Origin of the sequence: Aliivibrio sp. EL58, assembly GCF_900312675.1 — a bacterium.
In the GTDB taxonomy this organism is placed as follows: Bacteria; Pseudomonadota; Gammaproteobacteria; order Enterobacterales; family Vibrionaceae; genus Aliivibrio.
This window is the reverse complement of record NZ_OMPC01000009.1, coordinates 1,212,902-1,233,519: the sequence shown is the minus strand read 5'-3', so window position 1 is coordinate 1,233,519 and position 20,618 is coordinate 1,212,902. Positions and strand designations below refer to the sequence as shown.

Genomic DNA, 20,618 nt, shown 5'->3' with positions numbered 1-20,618 from the left:
TCCTTTAAATCATAAAGAAGTTGATAAAGAAAGCTGTCTACTTAACAACGATGCAATAGCATTACCAGTAAAAACAAACAGGGCAGAGCACAAAGTAATACCAAACAAGAGTGGCGTGTCACCACTTAATCCAGCCTTTACTAAGGTTTGCCCAATTCCTGGAAAGTTAAATACAGTTTCAACAATAACAGAGCCACTAAGAAGCTCAGAAAAGCCAGCCAGTTGAATAACAAGAGCGGGCACAATAGTATTTCTGATTAAATGAAACCGTATAATTGAGAAGGTCGATAAGCCATGAATACGAGCATAATGTACGTGTTGGCTATTATTAACTTCAATTACTTTTTCTTTGGTATGTAGAATAATAGGAGCAATTAAACTTAGGCATAGCGTCATTAAAGGCAGAATAAAATAAGTGGCTTGCTCTCTAACATTGAGTTCATCAGAAGATACTCCGATAGGAGCGATCCCTCCGGCTGGCATCCAGGATAACTTAATTGCAAACAGCGAAATTAATAATAAGCCAATCCAAAAGCTTGGTAATGAGTTCATCACCAATGCCAACTGAGACATCATTTTACTGAAAGGATTATTTGGGCTAATGCCAAGAACTAACCCAATGCTATAACCGAGTATCAAAGATAGTAAAGCGGCCCACCCCATTAAATAAATAGAGTGCTGGCTGCGTTGCCAAATAATGTCACTGACGGCTTGTTGATAATGAAGAGAGTATCCAAGCTCTCCATTTAATAACGCTTTGCCAAATGTTAGTACACGCTCTATTAGTGTTTGGTCTAACCCTAATTGTTGTATTAATTGCTCTTTTCTATCACCAAAGACAGCAAGAGCATTACCATCAAAATAAGCACTGATAGGATCTATCGGTGATAATGATAAGAGTAATGTCATTACTAATAACGCTAAACACAATTGCAGAGCAAGACGAACTAGACCAATACAGAAACAGTTAGAGTTAATGTGAATTACTGACATTGCCAACGCCACTCCTCAATATTAGCGGTTAATGGCCAGCCGTGATTGTGAGGCTCTGTTATTGGCGTTCCTAAATCTAAGCAATCGTTAGCAAGGTATAAATGATTTATATTTACCAGCCATGTCCAAGGACGATCTTGTTGAATTTGCTGTTGTGCTTGCTGCCAAAATGGGATGGATGTATTCCAAGAATCGGCTTTTAACGCATTATCAATGGCAGTATCTACGATGGTGTTTTTATATCCTCCTGAATTATAAAAATCAGTATTAGCAAAATCAGAATGATACACATACCTTACTTCACTAGCAGAGTGACTGCCAAATCCCATAAGGACGGGTGTTGTCGTCATCTGTTGAGCGATTACATTCCATTCAAGGCCTTTGACATCGACATGTATACCAACTTTTTTTGCCATTGAGCTTATTGCTAGTGCAAGTTGTTCTCTAACGCTGTCTCCCGCCTTATAGAGTAAAGTGAATGACGCTTCATAACCTTGCTTATCAATCGTACCGTTGTTATTACTGTCGTACCAGCCAGCTTGGTTCAATACGTTGCGTATATTTGTCGCATCGATAGTGGCTGGTTTGATCTCTGTGGTATTTAGACCCCACGGCATATTGTCTGCAAGTGAATAGGCAGGTGTTGCATAACCATCTAATAATTTGTCTACGATCAGCTGTTTATCAATTAGGGATTCAAACGCTTTACGTATTGCAGGGTCTGAACTAACAAAAGTCATATCAGCACCTTTTTGATAAGACATTGGCCAAACAATACCGCGATTATCTAGGGTTGGCACTGCCCAGAGTTTGTATCCATCAATATGCTGAGTAGCATAACGTTGAGGTATGACGCTTAACTGCAATTGATGGGTCTTTAATTGCATAAAGCGTGACTCTTCACTACCAAAAACCGCAATAAGTTTTTTAAACTTTGGCTTTTTAGCGTAGTAAAGTGGATTCAATTTCATACTTACAAATTGATTCCTTTCCCATTGAGTCAATATGTAAGGGCCTGAACCGATGGGATGTTGGCCGTAACGAAAGCCATTATGATTTTGTTTTTCGTAGACGTGTTTAGGTACGATTCCAATTGAGGATAATCGGTCTAAAAAAGTAATGTCGGGTCTTTTTAAATGAAAAGCGACGGAGTAAGGTGTTAAAGGTTCAGCTACTTTTAATGCACTGAGATCGTGAGTACTGCTTTGAGTCAGAATTTGATTGTATGTGAAGGCGACATCTTCAGCGGTGAGTGGTTTACCATCACTAAATAGGACATCATCTCTAAGTGTGACGATCCAAGTTAGGTTCTCGTTAGTCAAACGCCACTTTGTAGCTAAATCACCCACAAAATTTAATTTATTGTCTCTTTTCAATAATGTAGATTGAAATAATGGATTACCATATTTCCCCCAACCTAAAATAGGATCAAATCCGGTTGTTGGTTCACCACCTAGTGCGACTTTTAAGGTATCAGGCTGATTACTATCTGCAGAGGCTTGAGATGCAAAACAGACTGAAAGAAATAAAGGTAATATAAATAGAAAGCGGGATAGTATTAATTTTTTATTTATTAAATTAGATAATATATTCACAACTTGTTTCCAATATAAAGAAAGTGAGTACAGGTAAATGAAAGAGCGCATTTACGATCTGCATTAGAAATAAAGTAGTGATCTAGTTGAATTACACAGAAAGGGTTATTTAGGCTATTAAGTTTTATTCAACGTAGTAATAAGTATTGTCAATAAAGAAGCAATGATATTTATAACGAGAATAAGACAACTATGTATAGACTTAACTGGTAAGAAAAAATAGATCGCATCTGGTGAATTTACAAAGACAGGTAAGGTACACCAAAGAGCTACAAGACTATAAAACTGTAAGATATATAAAGCCATAAAACCGTAGAACAACGGTAATAAAAGAGTATGGCTTTGTTGAGATAAATTCTATCAGTAGATTAAGTCATAACAAGGGGTAAATAATAAAATGGAAATTTATTTCATAGATATAAAAAAGGCTAAGTAAATTTACTTAGCCTTTGGTATTTAAAAGGTGATGAAATTAGCTTAATTGAGCTTTAATGTGCTCAACGATGTTTGCAATTTCTACGACTTCTTTTGTGTTTGCACGACGGTTCTTATATTCAAAGTTACCTTCGTCCATGCTGCGATCACCGATCACTACAGTATGTGGAATACCGATAAGTTCGATATCCTTGAACATAACACCTGGGCGTTCTTTACGGTCATCAAATAGAACGTCGATACCCATCGCTGTTAATTCTGCATACAGTTTTTCTGCTGCTTCTTTAACGCGGTCAGATTTGTACATGTTCATTGGAACGATAGCAACCGTAAATGGTGCAAGCGCTTCTGGCCATACAATGCCGTATTCGTCATTGTTTTGCTCGATAGCTGATGCAACAACACGTGAAACACCGATACCGTAACAACCCATCTCAAGGATAGAGTTTTTACCGTTAGCATCAAGTACGCCACAGTTCATTGCTTCTGAGTAGGCTGTACCTAATTGGAAGATGTGACCGACTTCGATACCGCGTTTCAGTTGTAGAGTACCTTGACCACATGGGCTTAGATCACCTTCAACAACGTTACGTAGATCTTCAACTTGACCAAGCTGTACATCACGCTCCCAGTTCACACCAAAGAAGTGCTTACCATCGATATTTGCGCCTGTACCAAAGTCACTCATTACTGCAACAGAGCGGTCAACAATGAATGGCAGTTCTAGGCCAACAGGGCCAAGAGAACCAGCACCAGCACCGATTAGATCACGAAGTTGTGCTTCGTCAGCCATCTCTAGTGGAGATAACACTTGTGGAAGGTTTTCAGCTTTAACTTCGTTAAGCTCGTGATCACCACGGATGATAAGAGCAATGATATCAGCGTCAACTTCATCAGATGCTTTAACAAATAATGTTTTCACTGTTTTTTCAATTGCGATACCGTGTTGCTCAACCAATTCAGCAATTGTTTTTGCGTTTGGTGTATCAACCGTTGTCATCTCTTGAGTAGGAGCAGCACGTTCAGTTGTCGGTGCTAGAGCTTCTGCTTTTTCGATGTTAGCTGCGTAATCAGATTCTGTTGAGAATGCGATCAAATCTTCGCCGCTTTCTGCAAGTACGTGGAACTCTTGAGAACCACTGCCGCCGATAGCGCCTGAGTCAGCCAATACTGGACGGTACTCAAGACCCATACGGTCAAATGCTTTACAGTAAGCATCGTGCATTGCATCGTAAGACTTTTGCAGGCCTTCTTTGTCGATATCAAAGCTGTACGCATCCATCATGCAGAATTCACGTGCACGCATTACGCCAAAGCGTGGACGACGTTCATCACGGAATTTAGTTTGAATTTGGTATAGGTTTAGCGGAAGTTGTTTGTAAGAGTTAACTTCGTTACGAACAAGGCTAGTGATAACCTCTTCTGCTGTTGGGCTAAGTACAAACGGACGAACATGACGGTCAGTAAAGCGAAGTAGTTCAGGACCCATCTTTTCAGAACGGCCTGTCTCTTCCCAAAGCTCAAACGGTTGAACTACGGGCATCAAAGTTTCGATTGCACCTGCATTGTCGATCTCTTGACGAACGATATTTTCGACTTTACGCAATACACGTAGACCTGTCGGTAGCCAAGTATATAAACCTGAAGCTAGACGACGGATCATACCTGCACGTAGCATGAGCTGGTGGCTCACTACTTCTGCGTCGTTTGGAGTCTCCTTCAGTGTTGAAAGAAGGTATTTGCTAGTGCGCATGTTTTCATCCATTTGTTAGTTATGAATATTGGAATACCTCGATTTAAACAGTTAAATCGAGAGGTCAATTTTAGCTTGGGCCAATTCTTTAATCAGAATGGAGTCAAATCTAAAATTAAGCCCTCTATGATATCAGCCTAAAAGCGATCTCAAAAGCGATCAATTGCAGTTACCGTGATCGAATTGCTATCTACAGTGAATTTTACGTTCAAATCAAACAAATTTACCGCGTATTCCTTAGTATCTGCTTTTCCTTTTTTATAAGCAGGACGAGGATCTTGCCCAAGCACTTCTTTTATCACCGCTTCAATATGTGTTTTTTGTGGGTGTGATCTAAGTGATTTTTGGGCCTCTATCGATAAATACACATCAAGAACATTGGGTTCATTTTCGGCAAAACCACCTAAAGCATCAGGGATAGAATCGGAATAAGGGATGTAAGGTTTGATGTCTATGATTGGCGTGTTATCCACTAAATCAACGCTGCCCAATTCTAAATAGGTTTGATTGCCTTCTTGAACCACGCCTTTTAATTCGACGGCTGACATACCAATACCATTGGGACGAAAGGTCGCACGCGAAGCAAACACACCAATACGCTCGTTGCCACCCAAACGTGGCGGACGAACCGTTGGTCTCCATCCCGCCTCTAAATTTTGGTCAAATAAGAATAATAACCATAAATGAGAGAATTGCTCGATTCCACGCACCGCTTCAGGTGAATTAGCATCGCCCACCAGTTTTAGGCGAGATGTGGCACTAGGCGCTAAGCGAGGCTGACGAGGAACCGCAAACTTTTCTTTGTAAGGTGATTGGATAAAACCAACAGGATCGATGTGATAAGTCATTTATGTAAGCTCAACGGTGAATATGACTGAATTTTATCATAAGTAATGAAAAGGCACTTTTTTACTTTAGATGATAATAGTTCTCAAATGATAATTGTTATGTTATAACATAACAATTAGTGCGTAATTTGATATGGAGAAAAAGATGAAAGAAGGCATTCACCCAGAATACAGAAAGGTTATTTTCCACGATACGAGTGTGAATAAATACTTCCTTATTGGATCTACATTGCAGACAGATAGAAAAATGACATGGGAAGATGGTAAGGAATACCCTTATATGACATTAGATATCTCTTCTGAATCACACCCGTTTTATACCGGTGAGCAAAGAGTGGTATCCACTGAAGGCCGAGTTGCAAACTTCAATCGTCGATTTGGTGCATTAAAAGGGAAAGTATAATGAAAGTATTAAGCTCATTGAAAAGTGCTAAATCTAGACATAAAGATTGTCAAATCGTAAAGCGAAAAGGGCGAGTTTTTGTTATTTGTAAAACTAATCCTCGATTTAAAGCGGTTCAAGGGAAGAAGAAAAAGTAAGATATAAAAAAAGGTTGGCATCACTGCCAACCTTTTTAGGTTTGATTAAGTCAAAAGAGGAATTACCAACCTTTAACTACGCCGCCTTTAAATGTTTTTAGAGCAGCTTGGTAAACTTCGTCTGATTGGTACGCTTTAACAAACGTTTTTACGTTATCAGTATTTACGTTATCAGTGCGGCCAACAATTAGGTTTACGTATGGAGATTCTTTATCTTCAACAAAGATGCCATCTTTCTCTGGTGTAAGGTTCAGGCTACTTGCGTAAGTAGTGTTGATTACAGATAGAGCAACGTCATCAAGAGAACGAGGAAGTTGTGCTGCATCTAGCTCAACAATGGTGATATTTTTAGGGTTAGCAGTAATATCACGAACCGTTGCAGCAAGACCAGAACCATCACGTAATGTGATTAGGCCTTGTTCTTGAAGCAGAAGAAGAGAGCGACCAAGGTTAGTTGGATCGTTTGGTACAGCAATACGTGCACCATCTTCAATTTGGTCAACCGACGTTACTTGCTTAGAGTAACCTGCAATTGGGTAAACAAATGAATTACCAGCAACTTCAATTTTGTAGCCACGGTCAGCCACTTGTTGATCAAGGTATGGCTTGTGTTGGAATGCATTTAGGTCGATAGAACCATCATCCAACGCAGCGTTTGGTGTTACGTAATCGGTAAATGTCACTAGCTCAACATCAAGACCGTATTGTTCTTTTGCAACTTTAGCGGCTACTTCTGCAACTTGCGCTTCAGCACCTGCCATTACACCTACTTTAATTAGGTTTGTGTTTGCTTCTTCTTGGCCACAGCCAGTTAGAATTAGTGTTGATGCTAGGCCAGCAGCTGCTGCCAGTGTTTTTAGGTTCAATTTCATTATTTACTCCTTAAAAATGAATTCCATATATAAAAATTAGATTAACGATGATCAACTTTCTTAACTAAAGCATCACCTACAGATTGAATGATTTGCACCAAAACAATCAGCATTACAACAGTCACAGCCATGATAGTTAAATCATAACGGTGGAAACCATATCGAATAGCAACATCACCTAAACCACCACCGCCAACCGTACCTGCCATTGCAGAGTAGCTAACTAGCGTTACTAGAGTGATAGTCACTGCATTTAATATTGTTGGTAGTGCTTCAGGAAGCAATACTTTAGTAATAATTTGTAGCGGTGTTGCGCCCATAGATTGTGCTGCTTCAACTAAGCCACTTGGTACTTCAATTAATGCGCCTTCAATCAGACGAGCCACAAATGGGATAGCACCAATAGTCAGTGGAACGATTGCCGCTGTCGTACCAATAAAGCTACCAACAATCAATTTTGTTACTGGAATAATGGCAACCATTAGAACCAAGAAAGGCACTGAACGACCTACGTTTACAATAGCGCCAAGCACACTGTTAAATGCAGTGTTTTCCATTAAGCCGCCTTTTTTAGTGATGTGTAAAACAACACCAAGAGGGATCCCAATAGCAAAACCAACAATACCAGCAACCGCAACCATATAAAGAGTTTCGCCTGTTGCGTTTAATAACAGCTTGCTGTTTAAATCAAGCCATGCAGAAATCACATCAAATGACATAACCTAATACCTCTACTTTTACGTGATGATTGCGTAAGAATGCAATTGCTTGCTCTGTTGATTCAGGGTTACCGAAAAATTCCGCTAGCATAAGGCCGAATTTAACGCCGCCTGCATAATCAATATCTGCGTTTAATATACTGATATCAATATCAAATTCGCGAGATATTTGGCTAATCACAGGAGCATCAACACTCGCACCAGTAAATTCCAAACGAATAAGAGGGTAACTGCCTTCTACATAGGTTTCTTGAAGACGAGATTTGAAATCATCAGGAATCGATAAATCTAATGTGGCACGGATAAACTCTTGTGCAAGCTTGGTCTTAGGGTGAGCAAAAATATCGCTTACAATGCCTTTTTCAACCAATTCACCACCACCGATAATCGCCACTTGATGACAGATGCTTTTTACAACTTCCATTTCATGCGTGATGATTAAAATCGTGATGTTTAATTTACGGTTTAGATCTTTAATCAGCTCTAAAATCGATTTTGTTGTCGCAGGATCAAGCGCACTGGTTGCCTCGTCGCAAAGCAATACTTTTGGATCCGTTGAAAGTGCACGAGCAATCGCTACACGTTGTTTTTGCCCACCACTTAAATTCGCAGGGTAGGTGTTGTGTTTGTCAGACAAACCAACAAGATCGAGCAGCTCATTTACTTTCTTTTGAATGTCTTGTTTTGATTTACCCGCTAACTCTAAAGGTAGAGCTACGTTTTCAAATACAGTTCGTGAAGCAAGAAGGTTAAAGTGTTGGAAGATCATCCCAATATTACGACGAGCTTTACTTAATTCGCTTGAAGACAGCTTAGTTAAATCAACACCATCAACAATAACTTCACCATTTGTTGGCTTCTCTAACATGTTTACACAGCGTATCAGTGTACTTTTCCCTGCACCTGATGAGCCAATTACACCAAAAATGGTGCCTTGGGCAATATGTAGGTTAATATCTTTAAGGGCATTAATTTCCTTTGCACCTTGATAAAACACCTTATTAACGCGGTTTATTTCAATCATGATTCGCCTTGAACTGCATTTTTTGTAAAATAGAGAGCTAATGTAAATAGAAAGATGGCAAAGGTTAAAAAATCTGAGCGATCTCTCATTTTTTATATCCTACTGATGCTATTTCGGATATTGATTTAAGTCAATAGATATTTTTACGTCTAGACGGCTAAACGTATAAATAAGATGCTAAGAAATGAAAAGCGTGCGATAATTTTTTATTAACCGATTTGATTATATAGAGGGTTTCACCTTGTCTAAACCAGCAGTATTCCTTGATAGAGACGGCGTGATTAACGTTGATCGTGGCTATGTTCATAAACGTGATGACTTTGAATACATTGATGGTGTATTTAATGCTGTTAAAAAATGCAAAGACATGGGTTACCTACTGGTATTGGTAACAAACCAATCAGGCATTGCTCGTGGCATGTTTACAGAAGAGCAATTTGAAACACTGACAGAGTGGATGGATTGGAATTTTGCTGAAAACGACATCGACTTTGATGGTATCTATTACTGCCCACACCACCCTGAAGCAACGGTAGAGCAATACAAAGAAGTGTGTGATTGCCGTAAACCAAACCCAGGCATGTTTATTTCTGCTCAAACTTTCTTAGATATCGACATGGAAAACTCTGTGATGATTGGTGATAAGAAAGAAGACATGATGGCAGCACAGGCGGCGGGTGTTGGTACTCGTATTCTTGTTCGCACAGGTAAGCCAGTAACTGAAGAAGGTGAAGCGTTAGCAACAACTGTTCTTGATAGCATTGCGGATGTGCCTAAGTTTTTGTTTGCTTAATTAAATAAAGCATACGACGGTAATTTTAGAAAGCCTACAGACTTTTTGTTTGTAGGCTTTTTTATTGGTTATTCTTTTTGATAATTTAAGTACTCAACGCACAGTTCATAGAATTGCTGAGCTTGTGGTGAGATGGTTCTGCCTGCTAACTGAAATATTCCAATTTGTCGTTCTAGTGGTGGATCAATCAAAGGGATCCAGACTAAACGGGTTTCATTGGTTGGGAAGGCTAATTTGGGTAAGGTCGTAATTCCAATACCGAGTTCTAATATTGAAAACAATGAGGTGATATTCTCTACAGAGTAGAGGGCTTGTTGGCTAAGTACGTGAGCAGGAGTGGAATTAAGTAAAGAGCAAGTCCCGTTCTTAATAAAAGGGTATGGGAGTAATGCCTGCCATTCAACACCGTCGAGGTTATTGGCAATCGGATGATCTTTTAAGCACACCACCCCAATAGGATCGGCGATAAGCGGAGTAAAGTGAATCGCTTCCTCTTCTAATTGCGAGTAATTCCCTAACGCTAAATCGACCTCGCCAGATAATAACCTTGCTTCAACAGCGGCGGCATTATCATCAATTAAACTGACTTCCACATTTGGGTACTTCTCACTAAACGCCCCCAGTACACTCGGGATTAATTTTGCAGCAACAGAAGGAACACTTGCGATACGGACCCGTCCTTGTTGGCCTGCCGCATCGGCACGTAAATCGTTGGTTAGCTGTTCATAAACCCCTAAGAACTGTTTTATTTTAGGAAAGCAGATCTCTCCAAAAGGCGTTAATTTCGATTTATTACCAGCTTCAAATAAAGGTTGTTCTAAAATACGTTCAAGTTCTTTAATTGAGGTTGATAACGCCGCTTGAGAACGATTTGCACGATTTGATGCAGCACGAAAGCCTCCTTCTTCTACGACTAAAGTAAAGTGTTTCAATTGTTGTAGCTTGATACTCATTTATCCTCCTTCCTTGTCAGCCCTTTATTTATCGAACTCTTACCAAAGTGATTAGTTTTTCTTATCGAATGTAAAAAATTTACCGTTAGATTTATCACCTGTCAATGTGCATTATTTAACTATATTGAAACATTGTTATTACATGGTAATTAAGAGAGTGACGACTAAAATGAAAAAGCATGCAGTAAAAACCGAGCTATTTGCATCAAAAGCACCTCTTGAGTGGGCTGTTGTAAATAATGGCACTTTATATACGGCTCAGATACCGATTGATCAATCAGGAATGGTGGTCGAAGGAGGGATTGAAGCACAAACTCGTCAAACTCTAGATAACTTAGTTCATACATTAGAGTGTGCGGGAGAGTCGTTAGATTCCGTTCTGCAAGTATTGATTTATGTCACTGACAGAGAGTATCTCGCCACCGTAAATAAAGTGTATGCAGAATACTTTAACGCCCCTTATCCAAACCGTGCAGCAATGATTGTCGCAGGGTTAGCTCGTGAAGAAATGTTAGTTGAGTTGGTTGTTTATGCAGCTGTTCAATCAGAATAACGTTAAACTCACCCTCATTTAATATTAACGAATTAGTTTATTTATTGTTTATTTTTGAAAGCAATAAATCTTAGAACAAGGAAGATAGCATGACAGTTCAAGCGCAAATTATCCAAGCGGAAAAATCATTATACATCGGTGGTGAGTGGCAATCTGGTATCAGTACGATAGCAAACATTAACCCATCAGATATCACGCAGAACTTAGGTCATTTTGCTCAAGCAAGTGAGCGCCAAGTTCAAGATGCGATTTCTGCAGCAAAAAAAGCACAACCAGAATGGGAGAAGACCCCACTAGAGCGTAAACAAGCGGTATTGCAGGCGATTGGTGATGAGTTAATTGCACGTTGTGATGAATTAGGGCGTTTGCTTTCAAGTGAAGAAGGCAAACCTTTTATGGAAGGGCGTGGTGAAATTTATCGTGCTGGTCAGTTTTTCCAATATTTTGCAGCTGAAGTATTACGTCAAATTGGTGATAGCGCAGATTCTGTCAGACCGGGTGTTTCTGTTGAAGTGACGCGTGAAGCCGTTGGGGTGATTGCGGTGATTTCTCCTTGGAATTTCCCGACAGCAACCGCAGCTTGGAAAATTGCCCCTGCATTGGCATTTGGCAACAGTGTGATCTGGAAGCCTGCGAATTTAACACCTGCAAGTGCGGTTGCCCTAACTGAAATTATTCATCGTCAAGGCCTACCTGAAGGTACTTTTAATCTGGTATTAGGTAATGGCTCTCAGGTGGGTAATGCGCTTATTAATTCAAAAGAGATCAATGGCGTGAGCTTTACGGGATCAGTTGATACGGGACGTAAAGTAGCAACGGCTACCGCGCCAAACTTTGTACGTTGCCAATTAGAAATGGGCAGTAAAAATGCGCTGGTTATTGCTGATGATGCGGATATTCAAACCGCGGTGGAAGCGACAATTGCTGGTTCTTTTTCTGGCGCAGGTCAGAAGTGTACCGCGTCGTCTCGTTTGGTTGTTATGGATGGTATTCACGACGCTTACGTAGACGCGCTAATCAAGCGTATGAGTGAATTAAAAGTCGGGCACGCACTTGAAGATGGCGTATTTATGGGGCCAGTGGTTGACGGTAATCAGTTGGATGCGAATTTTGGATGGATTGAAAATGCACGTCAAAGCGGCGCTGAATTAGCATTTGGTGGTGAGCGTTTAAATCTTGCTCATGATGGGTACTACATGTCGCCAACTCTGTTTATTAATACGGACAATAAATGGGAAGTAAACCAAGAAGAAGTGTTTGCACCCATGGCAAGTGTGATCCGCGTGTCTGATTTAGAAGAAGCAATTGCAACGACCAACGACACTCGTTTTGGCTTAACAGGCGGCATCATTACGCAAAGTTTACGTACCAGTGCTTTATTCAAGCAACAAGCGCAAACGGGCTGTGTAATGGTCAATTTACCAACCGCGGGTACGGACTACCATGTGCCATTTGGTGGTCGTAAAGAATCAAGTTTTGGTCCACGAGAGCAAGGTCAATACGCAAAAGAATTTTATACGGTAGTGAAAACGGCTTATCAACGTCCTTATTAAAATGGATGGAAAATCTACTCAACTAGATGAAACTGAAATGAAATAAGGAGCGTGTTATGTATCAACAACGGATTGTTATCGATGGTTTGCAATACTGCAATTGGGATAGAGAGTATTTTCAGACTCTAAAAGCCAGTGGCATTACAGCGGTTCACGCCACCATGGTGTACCACGAAAACGCACGAGAAACGTTGAGTCGTTTTGCTGAGTGGAACTTACGCTTTGAGCAAAATGCAGATCTTATAATGCCAGTCTATTCAATGGCAGATATTGAAGAAGCAAAAGCGAAAGGAAAAGTAGGTATTTTCTTTGGCGCACAAAATTGCTCTCCCATTGAAGATGAAATTGGTTTAGTTGAAGTTATGCGTCAACAAGGGTTGTTGATCATGCAATTGACCTATAACAACCAAAGTCTACTCGCGACAGGATGTTATGAAAAAAATGATACTGGCATTACTCGTTTTGGTCAGCAAGTGATTGAAGAGATGAACCGTGTAGGGATGATCGTCGATATGTCTCACAGTGCGGAGCGTTCAACCCTTGAAGCGATTGATTTATCGTCACGACCTATTTGTATTAGTCATGCCAATCCTTCTTTTGCTCATGATGCATTACGTAATAAATCAGACACGGTAATTAAAGCATTAGCAGAACGTGGTGGATTACTTGGTTTTAGTTTGTACCCATTTCATTTACCAAATGGCAGTCAATGTAGCCTAGATGATTTTTGCCAAATGGTAGCAACAACTGCCGATATGGTCGGAATAGAACACTTAGGTATTGGCAGTGATTTATGCTTAAACCAACCACAAGAAGTGTTGGAGTGGATGCGTAATGGTCGTTGGTCAAAAGCGATGAATTATGGTGAAGGGTCAGCGAGTAATTCAGGTTGGCCAGATGCGCTGCCGTGGTTTTGCGGTAGTGCTGGCATGGAAAATATTTACAATGGATTAATGCGTCACGGATTCAGTGAACCGGAAGCTGGGAAAGTTCTGGGTGAAAATTGGTTTAACTTTTTACAACAAGGACTAGAGCCTATTTCGTAAAGCGAGACCCATACATGGAGCAGCCGATTCAATATAAAAATAATAGAGTCGGTGGTAAATACACCTTTGCAGCTGCAAAGAATACCCTGGAGTCAGAGTATGTCTGATTTAATGAATAGCGTGAAAGAGTCAAGCAAGAGTACAGAGCAAAAAGGAACGAGAAAAGCACAATATAGTGAAACAACCGCGGAAAAATTAGGGCTTAATAACCCTGCCTTATGGTATAGCGGTGGTTTTATTGCCGCATTTGTTTTAATCGCTTTAGTTGATAGCGAACTGCTGTCTACCATGGTAAACACAGGTTTTGCTTGGGCAGTAAAAGTCTTTGGTCCTTACTGGCAATTACTATTGTTACTTACCTTTCTTATTGGTATTGGGCTTGCTGCGGGGCGTACTGGGCGAGTGATCTTAGGAGGGATTGATAAGCCAGAGATGGATGGTTTTCGTTGGATGGCGATTATCTTTTGTACCTTATTAGCTGGGGGCGGTGTTTTTTGGGCTGCTGCAGAACCGATTGCTCACTTTGTTAATCCTCCACCATTGTATGGTGCGCAAGTCGATGCCCAACAAGGTGCGGTGAACGCCTTATCACAATCTTTTATGCACTGGGGGTTCTTAGCATGGTCTATTGTGGGAAGTCTAACTTCTATCGTTGTTATGCACCTTCATTATGATAAGGGGCTACCACTAAAGCCAAGGATCTTACTTTATCCTGTTTTTGGAGAGCGAGTACTCAAAGGGCATACCGGAGCTCTGATTGATGCATGCTGTATTGTTGCGGTTGCAGCAGGAACCATTGGTCCTATTGGCTTTTTAGGTTTACAAGTGAGCTACGCGTTAAACGCTCTGTTTGATATTCCAGATGGCTTTACTACGCAATTTATTATCATCTTATTTGCTATCGCTTTATATACCATATCGGCACTGAGTGGCTTGAATCGTGGTATGCAAATGCTGAGTCGATATAACGTTATTTTAGCATCTGCATTAATGCTTTATATCCTTATCTTTGGACCTACAAACTTCATTGTAAACGGTTATATCCAAGGTGTGGGAAGCATGATTAATAACTTCATTCCAATGGCGACATACCGAGGTGATGAAGGTTGGTTAAGCTGGTGGACGGTTTTCTTCTGGGGATGGTTCTTAGGGTACGGTCCGATGATGGCCATATTTATTGCTCGTATCTCAAGAGGGCGCAGCATTCGCCAGTTGGTTACGACAATCAGTATTGTGGCGCCACTTGTTACGTGTTTTTGGTTCACGATTGTGGGTGGTTCTGGGTTGGCTTTTGAAATTGCTGAACCAGGTAGTGTCAGTAAAGCCTTTGAAGGGTTTAACTTACCAGGAGCATTACTTGCCGTAACTTCACAGCTACCGATGCCAATGGTTATGTCTATTTTGTTTTTAATCTTAACCACTATTTTTATTGTGACAACTGGGGATTCAATGACCTACACCATCAGTGTCGTTGTTAGTGGTGAGACCGAGCCTAATGCCATTATCAGAACCTTCTGGGGTGTGATGATGGGGGTGACGGCGATCATCTTAATCTCCCTTGGATCTGGTGGCATTTCAGCATTGCAGTCTTTTATTGTTATTACCGCCGTCCCCGTATCTTTAATTTTGCTCCCTTCATTGTGGAACGCACCACAAATAGCAATGAAGATGGCAAAGGAACAGGGCCTCTAAACTCCCTCAATAACGTGAAGCAAGAGCGGTAAATACGCCGCTCAAGTCGGCTCTAATAAAGACTCTAAGATAATAAAGAGCCTATCAATATACTTATAACTAGAAATGGTGGTGAGCAACATGGATGCACATCGTTCAACGTACGCTGAAACTCATCTGCGTAAACCTGAAATTGTCATGGCGCCGGAAAGATTGGGTGCTATGCATCAAAATAGGATCAGTTTTGTTCGTAGCTTAATACGAAAAATGGCACAACAAAATTGGCAGGTAACTAAACATGAATGGCAATTATCACCCCAAGGTTTTGGTCATGTTATTTATAAATTAGTTACGGGCAATCACACTTATCACCTCGTTGTATTTTGTGATGAGATAGCAGATGAAGAACGTAATGATCGTGTTATTGCTGAAAAGTGGGACGTGACCTTTGCATTAGTTCTTGGAGATGTGGATGTTGAGTTATTAAGTCGCTTAAAAGCTAATGTCCCATTGCAAGAAGCAGGAAGAAATCCGAATAATGTATTGGTGTTAGCCAGAGCAAATAAAAGTGTACGAGTGTTTGAACATCTTGTTTCTTATTTAGCTAAAGGGGAACAACCTGCCCAAAAAGTGCTTGCGGAGGTGGGTTATATCCTTCGAACGACCGCTGTTTATGGTAATGGTAAATTTGGCATTGCAGATTTTAAATTGCTGGAAAATAACCCTGATTTTAATCAGTCGTTTAGTGCTCAAATGTGTGCGGTTTATATGTTGCGCCAATTTAGTTTAGATTGGGTTCACTATTTAGCAACCGAGCAAGGTGGAGAAAAAGCCGTTAATTTAGATCGTCAACTGCAGCGCTACCTTGGGGTAGGCAACGCGACTGGCTTAGGGATGGCTCCTTATTTGATTAACCACCCTTGTATTGTTGACCAGTGGATGTTTGCTCGAGAGATGGCACTGGCTGAAGTTCTACATCATAGAGTTACATTAAATAAGAAAGCGCCTCTTAGTTACTTGTTGAAAAAATCAGTACAGCACTTAGAGCAGGTTATTACGATTAATGAGCTTCAGGATAACTTGAATCACATTGCAGCATCAGAATTAACGTCTTTAATTAATGCATTAGATACTCTTCTTGCACAGAGCCGCACTTGGCAAGATGTGATGATGAACTTAAGTGACATGAGTCTAGAAGCACAAGAGATAGTACTGTCTTGTTTAATGGAAGTTCACCCAGAATTAGTGGATAGCTTTGAAGAGCAAATGAATTGCAGTGAGACCTTGTCCTTACCAAGTGGCAAGAAGGTCCAAGACTTAATTGCTATCTTAGAAAATAGTTATCAATGGGCCATTACTACCGATTTTACTCAAGCAGAAAATAATTATTGGTTTTGGTATCGCTCACAAGATAAAGAAGAGCCACGATTAGGTGTTCGAGGAGAAGAGAAGGGAGAGGACAGAGAGTTACCATTGGATATCGGTCGTCAAGTGTATCGTCTTTATCATGAACTAATGAAGTGTGAAACGAGTATGTCTCTGGCTGAATTTCTAGTAGAACACCCTCAGTATCGTGCCATTGCGCGTCGAGTGTGGACGTTAGGGCATAAGGCGATGGGTGATATTCAAATGAATGTACTGCATAAGTCGTCTTTACCAATGCATTTATTACGCTGTAAATTGGCCGTCTTTGGGGCAACTAAGTTTGATCCTCGATCTGAACGTTGGGTTCGAGTTACGTTTTTTCAGGGAGCGCCATTATTAGATGAAATCCATGATGGGGAGTGGTTATTCCCATTACTGCCAAGTAAAGGAGAAGGCCAATGATCGTTTCACATAATGAACTTGTCGCGGTGACGAACAAAGCATTTTTAGGTATGCGACGTACGTGTGGAGAGGCGGACGTGATTGCGAATATGGTGGCAGATCTACAAATGATTGGTTTGAATGGGGTGAAACATTTTAATAATGCGACTCAATTTTTAACCGTAGAAGAAGATTGCCCAGCCGATATAAAGAGCATGGATTCAAGCCACCTTGTTGTTGATTTACATGGCGGTAGTGTTGCTTGTCATTTACCTGTGATAATTGATTATGCCGTTGAAAACATGGTGGGAGAAAAACAGTTAACCATCACGCTTAAAAAATGTCATAACCGTTGGTTGGCGTACAGTGAGCTTGTAAAGCTAGCGGCGAAAGGAATTGCGTGTAAGGCGTTTTGGGATAATGGAACCAGCCCTAAGAGAACGCTGTATATACTTAATCGAGGTTGTGTTTCTCCTGAGTTATTCCTATCGGATAGAGTTGATTTAAATAGTATAAATCTCAATGATATGACGATTGAATTATCGATAAGAGATTTTGATGTGGTGGCATTATCGGAAGGCTATAGCATTCACATTGATTCAACCGAATTACATGCCACACAAGAAAATGCATGGCGCAATGGCATTGCCGTTGATGACGTTGATTGGGAAAGTTTAAAAAAAACCGCGACCGCTATTTTAGTTGAGAACAGTGAGCAGTCTTTAAAAGGGGCAGGAGAGTTGGTTTAATTATTACTGATACTCAGTGGAGTGATTAGCTCTGAATACAAAACGTTCATCATGAAAGTGATGGGCGTTTTTGTTTTGTCTCAAAATTAAAACAGAGATGGTGTTTTTTATAACGCAGAATCACTTACACTTAATGAATAAGTACTAAGGATTGGGTGAACTATTATGAATAAATTAGACAATACTAGCCAAGCAGTTTCAGGAGTAGAAACAACAAAAGCATTAAGTGAGCAAGACACTCAGACGGATAATACCGTAAATACATGGGATCTACTTACCGATGAGCAACAACAAGATATATTAGCTCACTTAACCGCGATGCCATTTCAATAAACTATTGGCTTAGTGTAGGCCTTTATTTTTCCTTGTGGATAATCTAATCCAATGAGGTTTATTTTGTGATACTTTTTTAACCACTGAGCCCAAAACTCGTCTTTCCCTTTCTAATTTTCTCACTATTCTGCAAACTGTTAACTCGCTTACACTCTCAATAGCTCTGATTGTAGTTGAAATGCTATTGAGCTAAGTTAATAAAACTATTATAAAAAACAAATGCAGCGGAGTCTGCAGATTAGATTTGGAGCAATAGTCACGGATGATATCTTACCTACTTAGACGACTTTTATTGGTTGTCCCAACCTTCATTGGAATTACCTTACTTATCTTTGCGCTAACGCGTTTTGTTCCTGGTGGTCCTGTAGAGCGTATGCTTTTAAGTTTACAAATGCAGGGGGCGTCTGAAACGGGAGGAACCAGCAGCGTTACCGATGGCAATAACGCATTATCTGAAGACCAGATCGCAGAACTTAATGCATTTTATGGTTTAGATAAGCCAGTTTTTGAAGCTTATTATGATTGGTTAACAAAATTAGTGGTTCTCGATCTTGGTGAGTCTACCCGCTACTATGAACCTGTTTGGGATATGATTGCAGAGCGTTTACCTGTCTCCTTATTTTATGGGGGAATGACCTTCTTATTAAGCTATTTAATTTCAATTCCTCTTGGTTACCTTAAAGCCTTAAAACACGGTTCCATTCTTGATTCTACCTCCTCTATTGCTATTTTTGTCGGTTTTGCACTACCTGGTTATGTTATTGGTGTTTTCTTAATTAGTTTGTTTAGCTATCAATTGGAATGGTTTCCAATGGGTGGTTTTGTTGGCGATGATTTTGATGACTTCGGAGTATTTGAGCAAATAAAAGACATTATGTGGCATGCCGTATTACCTCTATTTTGTTATCTCATCGGTGATTTTGCATTGCTTACCATGACCATGAAAAATAACTTAATGGAAAACTTAGCGGCAGACTATGTTCGTACCGCCATTGCTAAAGGCTTGCCATTTAGAAAAGCCGTTCGTCGACACGCATTAAGAAACAGCCTAATTCCTGTTGCGAGTCACTTTGGTAATTCACTGATGTTTTTTATGACGGGTTCCTTCTTAATTGAAGTTATTTTCAATATTGATGGTATTGGTCTACTTGGTTATGAAGCCATTATAGAGAGAGATTACCCTGTTGTTATGGGACTTTTTGCAATCAATGCAATGATGCTAATGATTGGTAATATAGTGTCGGATGTGTGTGTTGCAGCGGTTGATCCGCGTGTGAAATTTGGAGCTTAATGTATGTCATCTATTTTAAATTTAAGTCCACTAACACAAAAGAAGATCCAGAGATTTAAAGGGATTAAACGCAGTTATTGGTCATTGCTCATGTTATCACTATTACTAGTACTTTCTATTTTTGCAGAGGTATTGGTTAATAGCCGAGCATTGCTTGTGAGTTATCAAGGTGAATGGCATTTTCCAACGTATGGTGATGTGAAATCAGGAGAGACGTTTGGTTTAGATTATGTCCATGAAACTAACTATAGAGATCTACAGACCCATTTTGAGCAAGAAGATAAAGGGAACTTTGTCATTATGCCAATCGTACCTTGGAATCCTTATGAACAAGATTTTTCAGGGGACTTCCCTCCGACCGAGCCAAGTGCCAAAGAAAAACACTACTTAGGAACAGATACTATTGGTCGAGATATTGTATCGCGTTTGTTTTATGGCTTTCGAATTGCTATGGGCTTTGCTTTAATTACGTTAGTCATCTCTTATGCGATTGGCGTTTCAGTCGGTTGTGCGATGGGATTCTTTGGTGGCAAGTTTGATCTGTTTTTCCAACGCTTTATTGAAGTTTGGTCCATGGTACCTTTTTTATACGTCATCATGATTTTGGTGTCGATAATGAAACCGAGCTTTATGTTATTCACTCTAATTAATGTCATGTTTGGCTGGATGGGGATGACTTGGTACATGCGAACCATGACCTATAAAGAAAAAGCCCGAGAATATGTGATGGCAGCCAAAGCACTAGGGGCATCTAATTCTCGAATTTTATTCCATCATATTTTACCTAATACCATGGTGATGATTGTGACTTTAGCTCCATTTACTATAGTAGCAAATATTACCGCTCTTACGGCTTTGGATTATTTAGGCCTTGGCTTAATGCCTCCAACACCAAGTTGGGGAGAGTTATTGCAGCAAGGAAAATCCAATTTAGATTCACCTTGGATAGCGAGCTCGGTGGTGACGGCGATTGTGACGGTATTAATCATGGTGACCTTCATTGGCGAAGGGATCCGAGAAGCGTTTGATCCTAAAAAACACACTAGATACGTATAGCGTAACTTGATTATAAATAATAAGAATAGGAAGGA

The 20,618-nt window shown here is 40.2% G+C and carries 20 protein-coding genes; 12 read left to right on the top strand and 8 right to left on the bottom strand.

Annotated elements, in window-relative coordinates:
* Positions 1-9: 9 nt before the first annotated feature.
* The 4 genes from ED622_RS16555 to tsaA all read right to left on the bottom strand — a co-directional run bounded on the left by ED622_RS16555 (position 10) and on the right by tsaA (position 5,624).
* On the bottom strand, positions 10-993 hold the full coding sequence (locus tag ED622_RS16555; protein ID WP_162922541.1) for an ABC transporter permease: 984 nt from the start codon (positions 991-993) through the stop codon (positions 10-12).
* Positions 984-2,588 carry an ABC transporter substrate-binding protein gene (locus ED622_RS16550; protein ID WP_254052650.1) on the bottom strand — a complete coding sequence of 535 codons (1,605 nt, stop codon included), beginning with the start codon at positions 2,586-2,588 and terminating at the stop codon, positions 984-986. Before ED622_RS16550 ends, ED622_RS16555 begins: the two co-directional genes overlap by 10 nt.
* A gap of 472 nt (positions 2,589-3,060) precedes the next feature.
* A complete protein-coding gene (locus tag ED622_RS16545) occupies positions 3,061-4,776 on the bottom strand; it encodes a proline--tRNA ligase (protein WP_122035886.1) in 1,716 nt (571 codons plus the stop codon).
* Between the two features lie 149 nt (positions 4,777-4,925).
* Positions 4,926-5,624, bottom strand: a complete 699-nt coding sequence (tsaA, locus tag ED622_RS16540) for a tRNA (N6-threonylcarbamoyladenosine(37)-N6)-methyltransferase TrmO (protein ID WP_122035884.1) — start codon at positions 5,622-5,624, stop codon at positions 4,926-4,928.
* A gap of 145 nt (positions 5,625-5,769) precedes the next feature.
* On the opposite strand from tsaA, the gene ED622_RS16535 reads away from it, so the two are divergent.
* Positions 5,770-6,027 (top strand): type B 50S ribosomal protein L31, encoded by a 258-nt coding sequence (locus ED622_RS16535; protein WP_061005174.1) that lies wholly within the window; start codon positions 5,770-5,772, stop codon positions 6,025-6,027.
* Complete coding sequence (gene ykgO / locus ED622_RS16530) at positions 6,027-6,164, top strand: type B 50S ribosomal protein L36 (protein ID WP_012549672.1); 138 nt, start codon at positions 6,027-6,029, stop codon at positions 6,162-6,164. The genes ED622_RS16535 and ykgO overlap by 1 nt, the downstream gene beginning before the upstream one ends.
* 62 nt (positions 6,165-6,226) lie before the next feature.
* Here ykgO and ED622_RS16525 read toward each other — a convergent pair whose 3' ends face one another.
* The 3 genes from ED622_RS16525 to metN are packed head-to-tail and all read right to left on the bottom strand — an operon-like array spanning position 6,227 to position 8,779.
* On the bottom strand, positions 6,227-7,036 hold the full coding sequence (locus ED622_RS16525) for a MetQ/NlpA family lipoprotein (protein WP_122035882.1): 810 nt from the start codon (positions 7,034-7,036) through the stop codon (positions 6,227-6,229).
* Positions 7,037-7,077: 41 nt separating this feature from the next.
* The gene (locus tag ED622_RS16520) at positions 7,078-7,755 is read right to left on the bottom strand and encodes a methionine ABC transporter permease (RefSeq protein ID WP_061005169.1); all 678 of its coding nucleotides are present in this window, start codon (positions 7,753-7,755) and stop codon (positions 7,078-7,080) included.
* Positions 7,745-8,779 (bottom strand): methionine ABC transporter ATP-binding protein MetN, encoded by a 1,035-nt coding sequence (metN, locus tag ED622_RS16515; RefSeq protein ID WP_122035880.1) that lies wholly within the window; start codon positions 8,777-8,779, stop codon positions 7,745-7,747. The genes ED622_RS16520 and metN overlap by 11 nt, the downstream gene beginning before the upstream one ends.
* Positions 8,780-9,020: 241 nt before the next feature.
* Here metN and gmhB point away from each other — a divergent pair, with 241 nt between their 5' ends.
* Entirely contained in the window at positions 9,021-9,572 is a 552-nt protein-coding gene (gene gmhB / locus ED622_RS16510; RefSeq protein ID WP_045101430.1) for a D-glycero-beta-D-manno-heptose 1,7-bisphosphate 7-phosphatase, read from the top strand.
* Between the two features lie 68 nt (positions 9,573-9,640).
* Here the strand turns inward: gmhB and ED622_RS16505 are convergent, their stop codons facing one another.
* The gene (locus ED622_RS16505; protein ID WP_045101431.1) at positions 9,641-10,525 is read right to left on the bottom strand and encodes a LysR family transcriptional regulator; all 885 of its coding nucleotides are present in this window, start codon (positions 10,523-10,525) and stop codon (positions 9,641-9,643) included.
* Positions 10,526-10,667: 142 nt separating this feature from the next.
* Here ED622_RS16505 and ED622_RS16500 point away from each other — a divergent pair, with 142 nt between their 5' ends.
* The 9 genes from ED622_RS16500 (at position 10,668) to ED622_RS16465 (ending at position 20,583) form a co-directional block, all read left to right on the top strand.
* Complete coding sequence (locus ED622_RS16500; protein ID WP_371413440.1) at positions 10,668-11,078, top strand: RidA family protein; 411 nt, start codon at positions 10,668-10,670, stop codon at positions 11,076-11,078.
* A gap of 89 nt (positions 11,079-11,167) precedes the next feature.
* Positions 11,168-12,631 (top strand): aldehyde dehydrogenase family protein, encoded by a 1,464-nt coding sequence (locus tag ED622_RS16495; protein ID WP_122035876.1) that lies wholly within the window; start codon positions 11,168-11,170, stop codon positions 12,629-12,631.
* A 56-nt stretch (positions 12,632-12,687) separates the two neighbouring features.
* Positions 12,688-13,677 (top strand): membrane dipeptidase, encoded by a 990-nt coding sequence (locus ED622_RS16490; RefSeq protein WP_122035874.1) that lies wholly within the window; start codon positions 12,688-12,690, stop codon positions 13,675-13,677.
* Positions 13,678-13,776: 99 nt separating this feature from the next.
* Positions 13,777-15,369 carry a BCCT family transporter gene (locus tag ED622_RS16485; protein WP_122035872.1) on the top strand — a complete coding sequence of 531 codons (1,593 nt, stop codon included), beginning with the start codon at positions 13,777-13,779 and terminating at the stop codon, positions 15,367-15,369.
* Between the two features lie 120 nt (positions 15,370-15,489).
* Complete coding sequence (locus ED622_RS16480) at positions 15,490-17,175, top strand: hypothetical protein (RefSeq protein ID WP_254052649.1); 1,686 nt, start codon at positions 15,490-15,492, stop codon at positions 17,173-17,175.
* A complete protein-coding gene (locus ED622_RS16475; protein ID WP_122035868.1) occupies positions 17,172-17,903 on the top strand; it encodes a DUF3726 domain-containing protein in 732 nt (243 codons plus the stop codon). Before ED622_RS16480 ends, ED622_RS16475 begins: the two co-directional genes overlap by 4 nt.
* Positions 17,904-18,068: 165 nt before the next feature.
* On the top strand, positions 18,069-18,236 hold the full coding sequence (locus ED622_RS19975) for a hypothetical protein (RefSeq protein WP_162922540.1): 168 nt from the start codon (positions 18,069-18,071) through the stop codon (positions 18,234-18,236).
* Positions 18,237-18,498: 262 nt separating this feature from the next.
* Complete coding sequence (locus tag ED622_RS16470; protein ID WP_122035866.1) at positions 18,499-19,527, top strand: ABC transporter permease subunit; 1,029 nt, start codon at positions 18,499-18,501, stop codon at positions 19,525-19,527.
* 3 nt (positions 19,528-19,530) lie between these two features.
* On the top strand, positions 19,531-20,583 hold the full coding sequence (locus tag ED622_RS16465) for an ABC transporter permease subunit (RefSeq protein WP_122035865.1): 1,053 nt from the start codon (positions 19,531-19,533) through the stop codon (positions 20,581-20,583).
* The last annotated feature ends 35 nt before the right edge of the window (positions 20,584-20,618 follow it).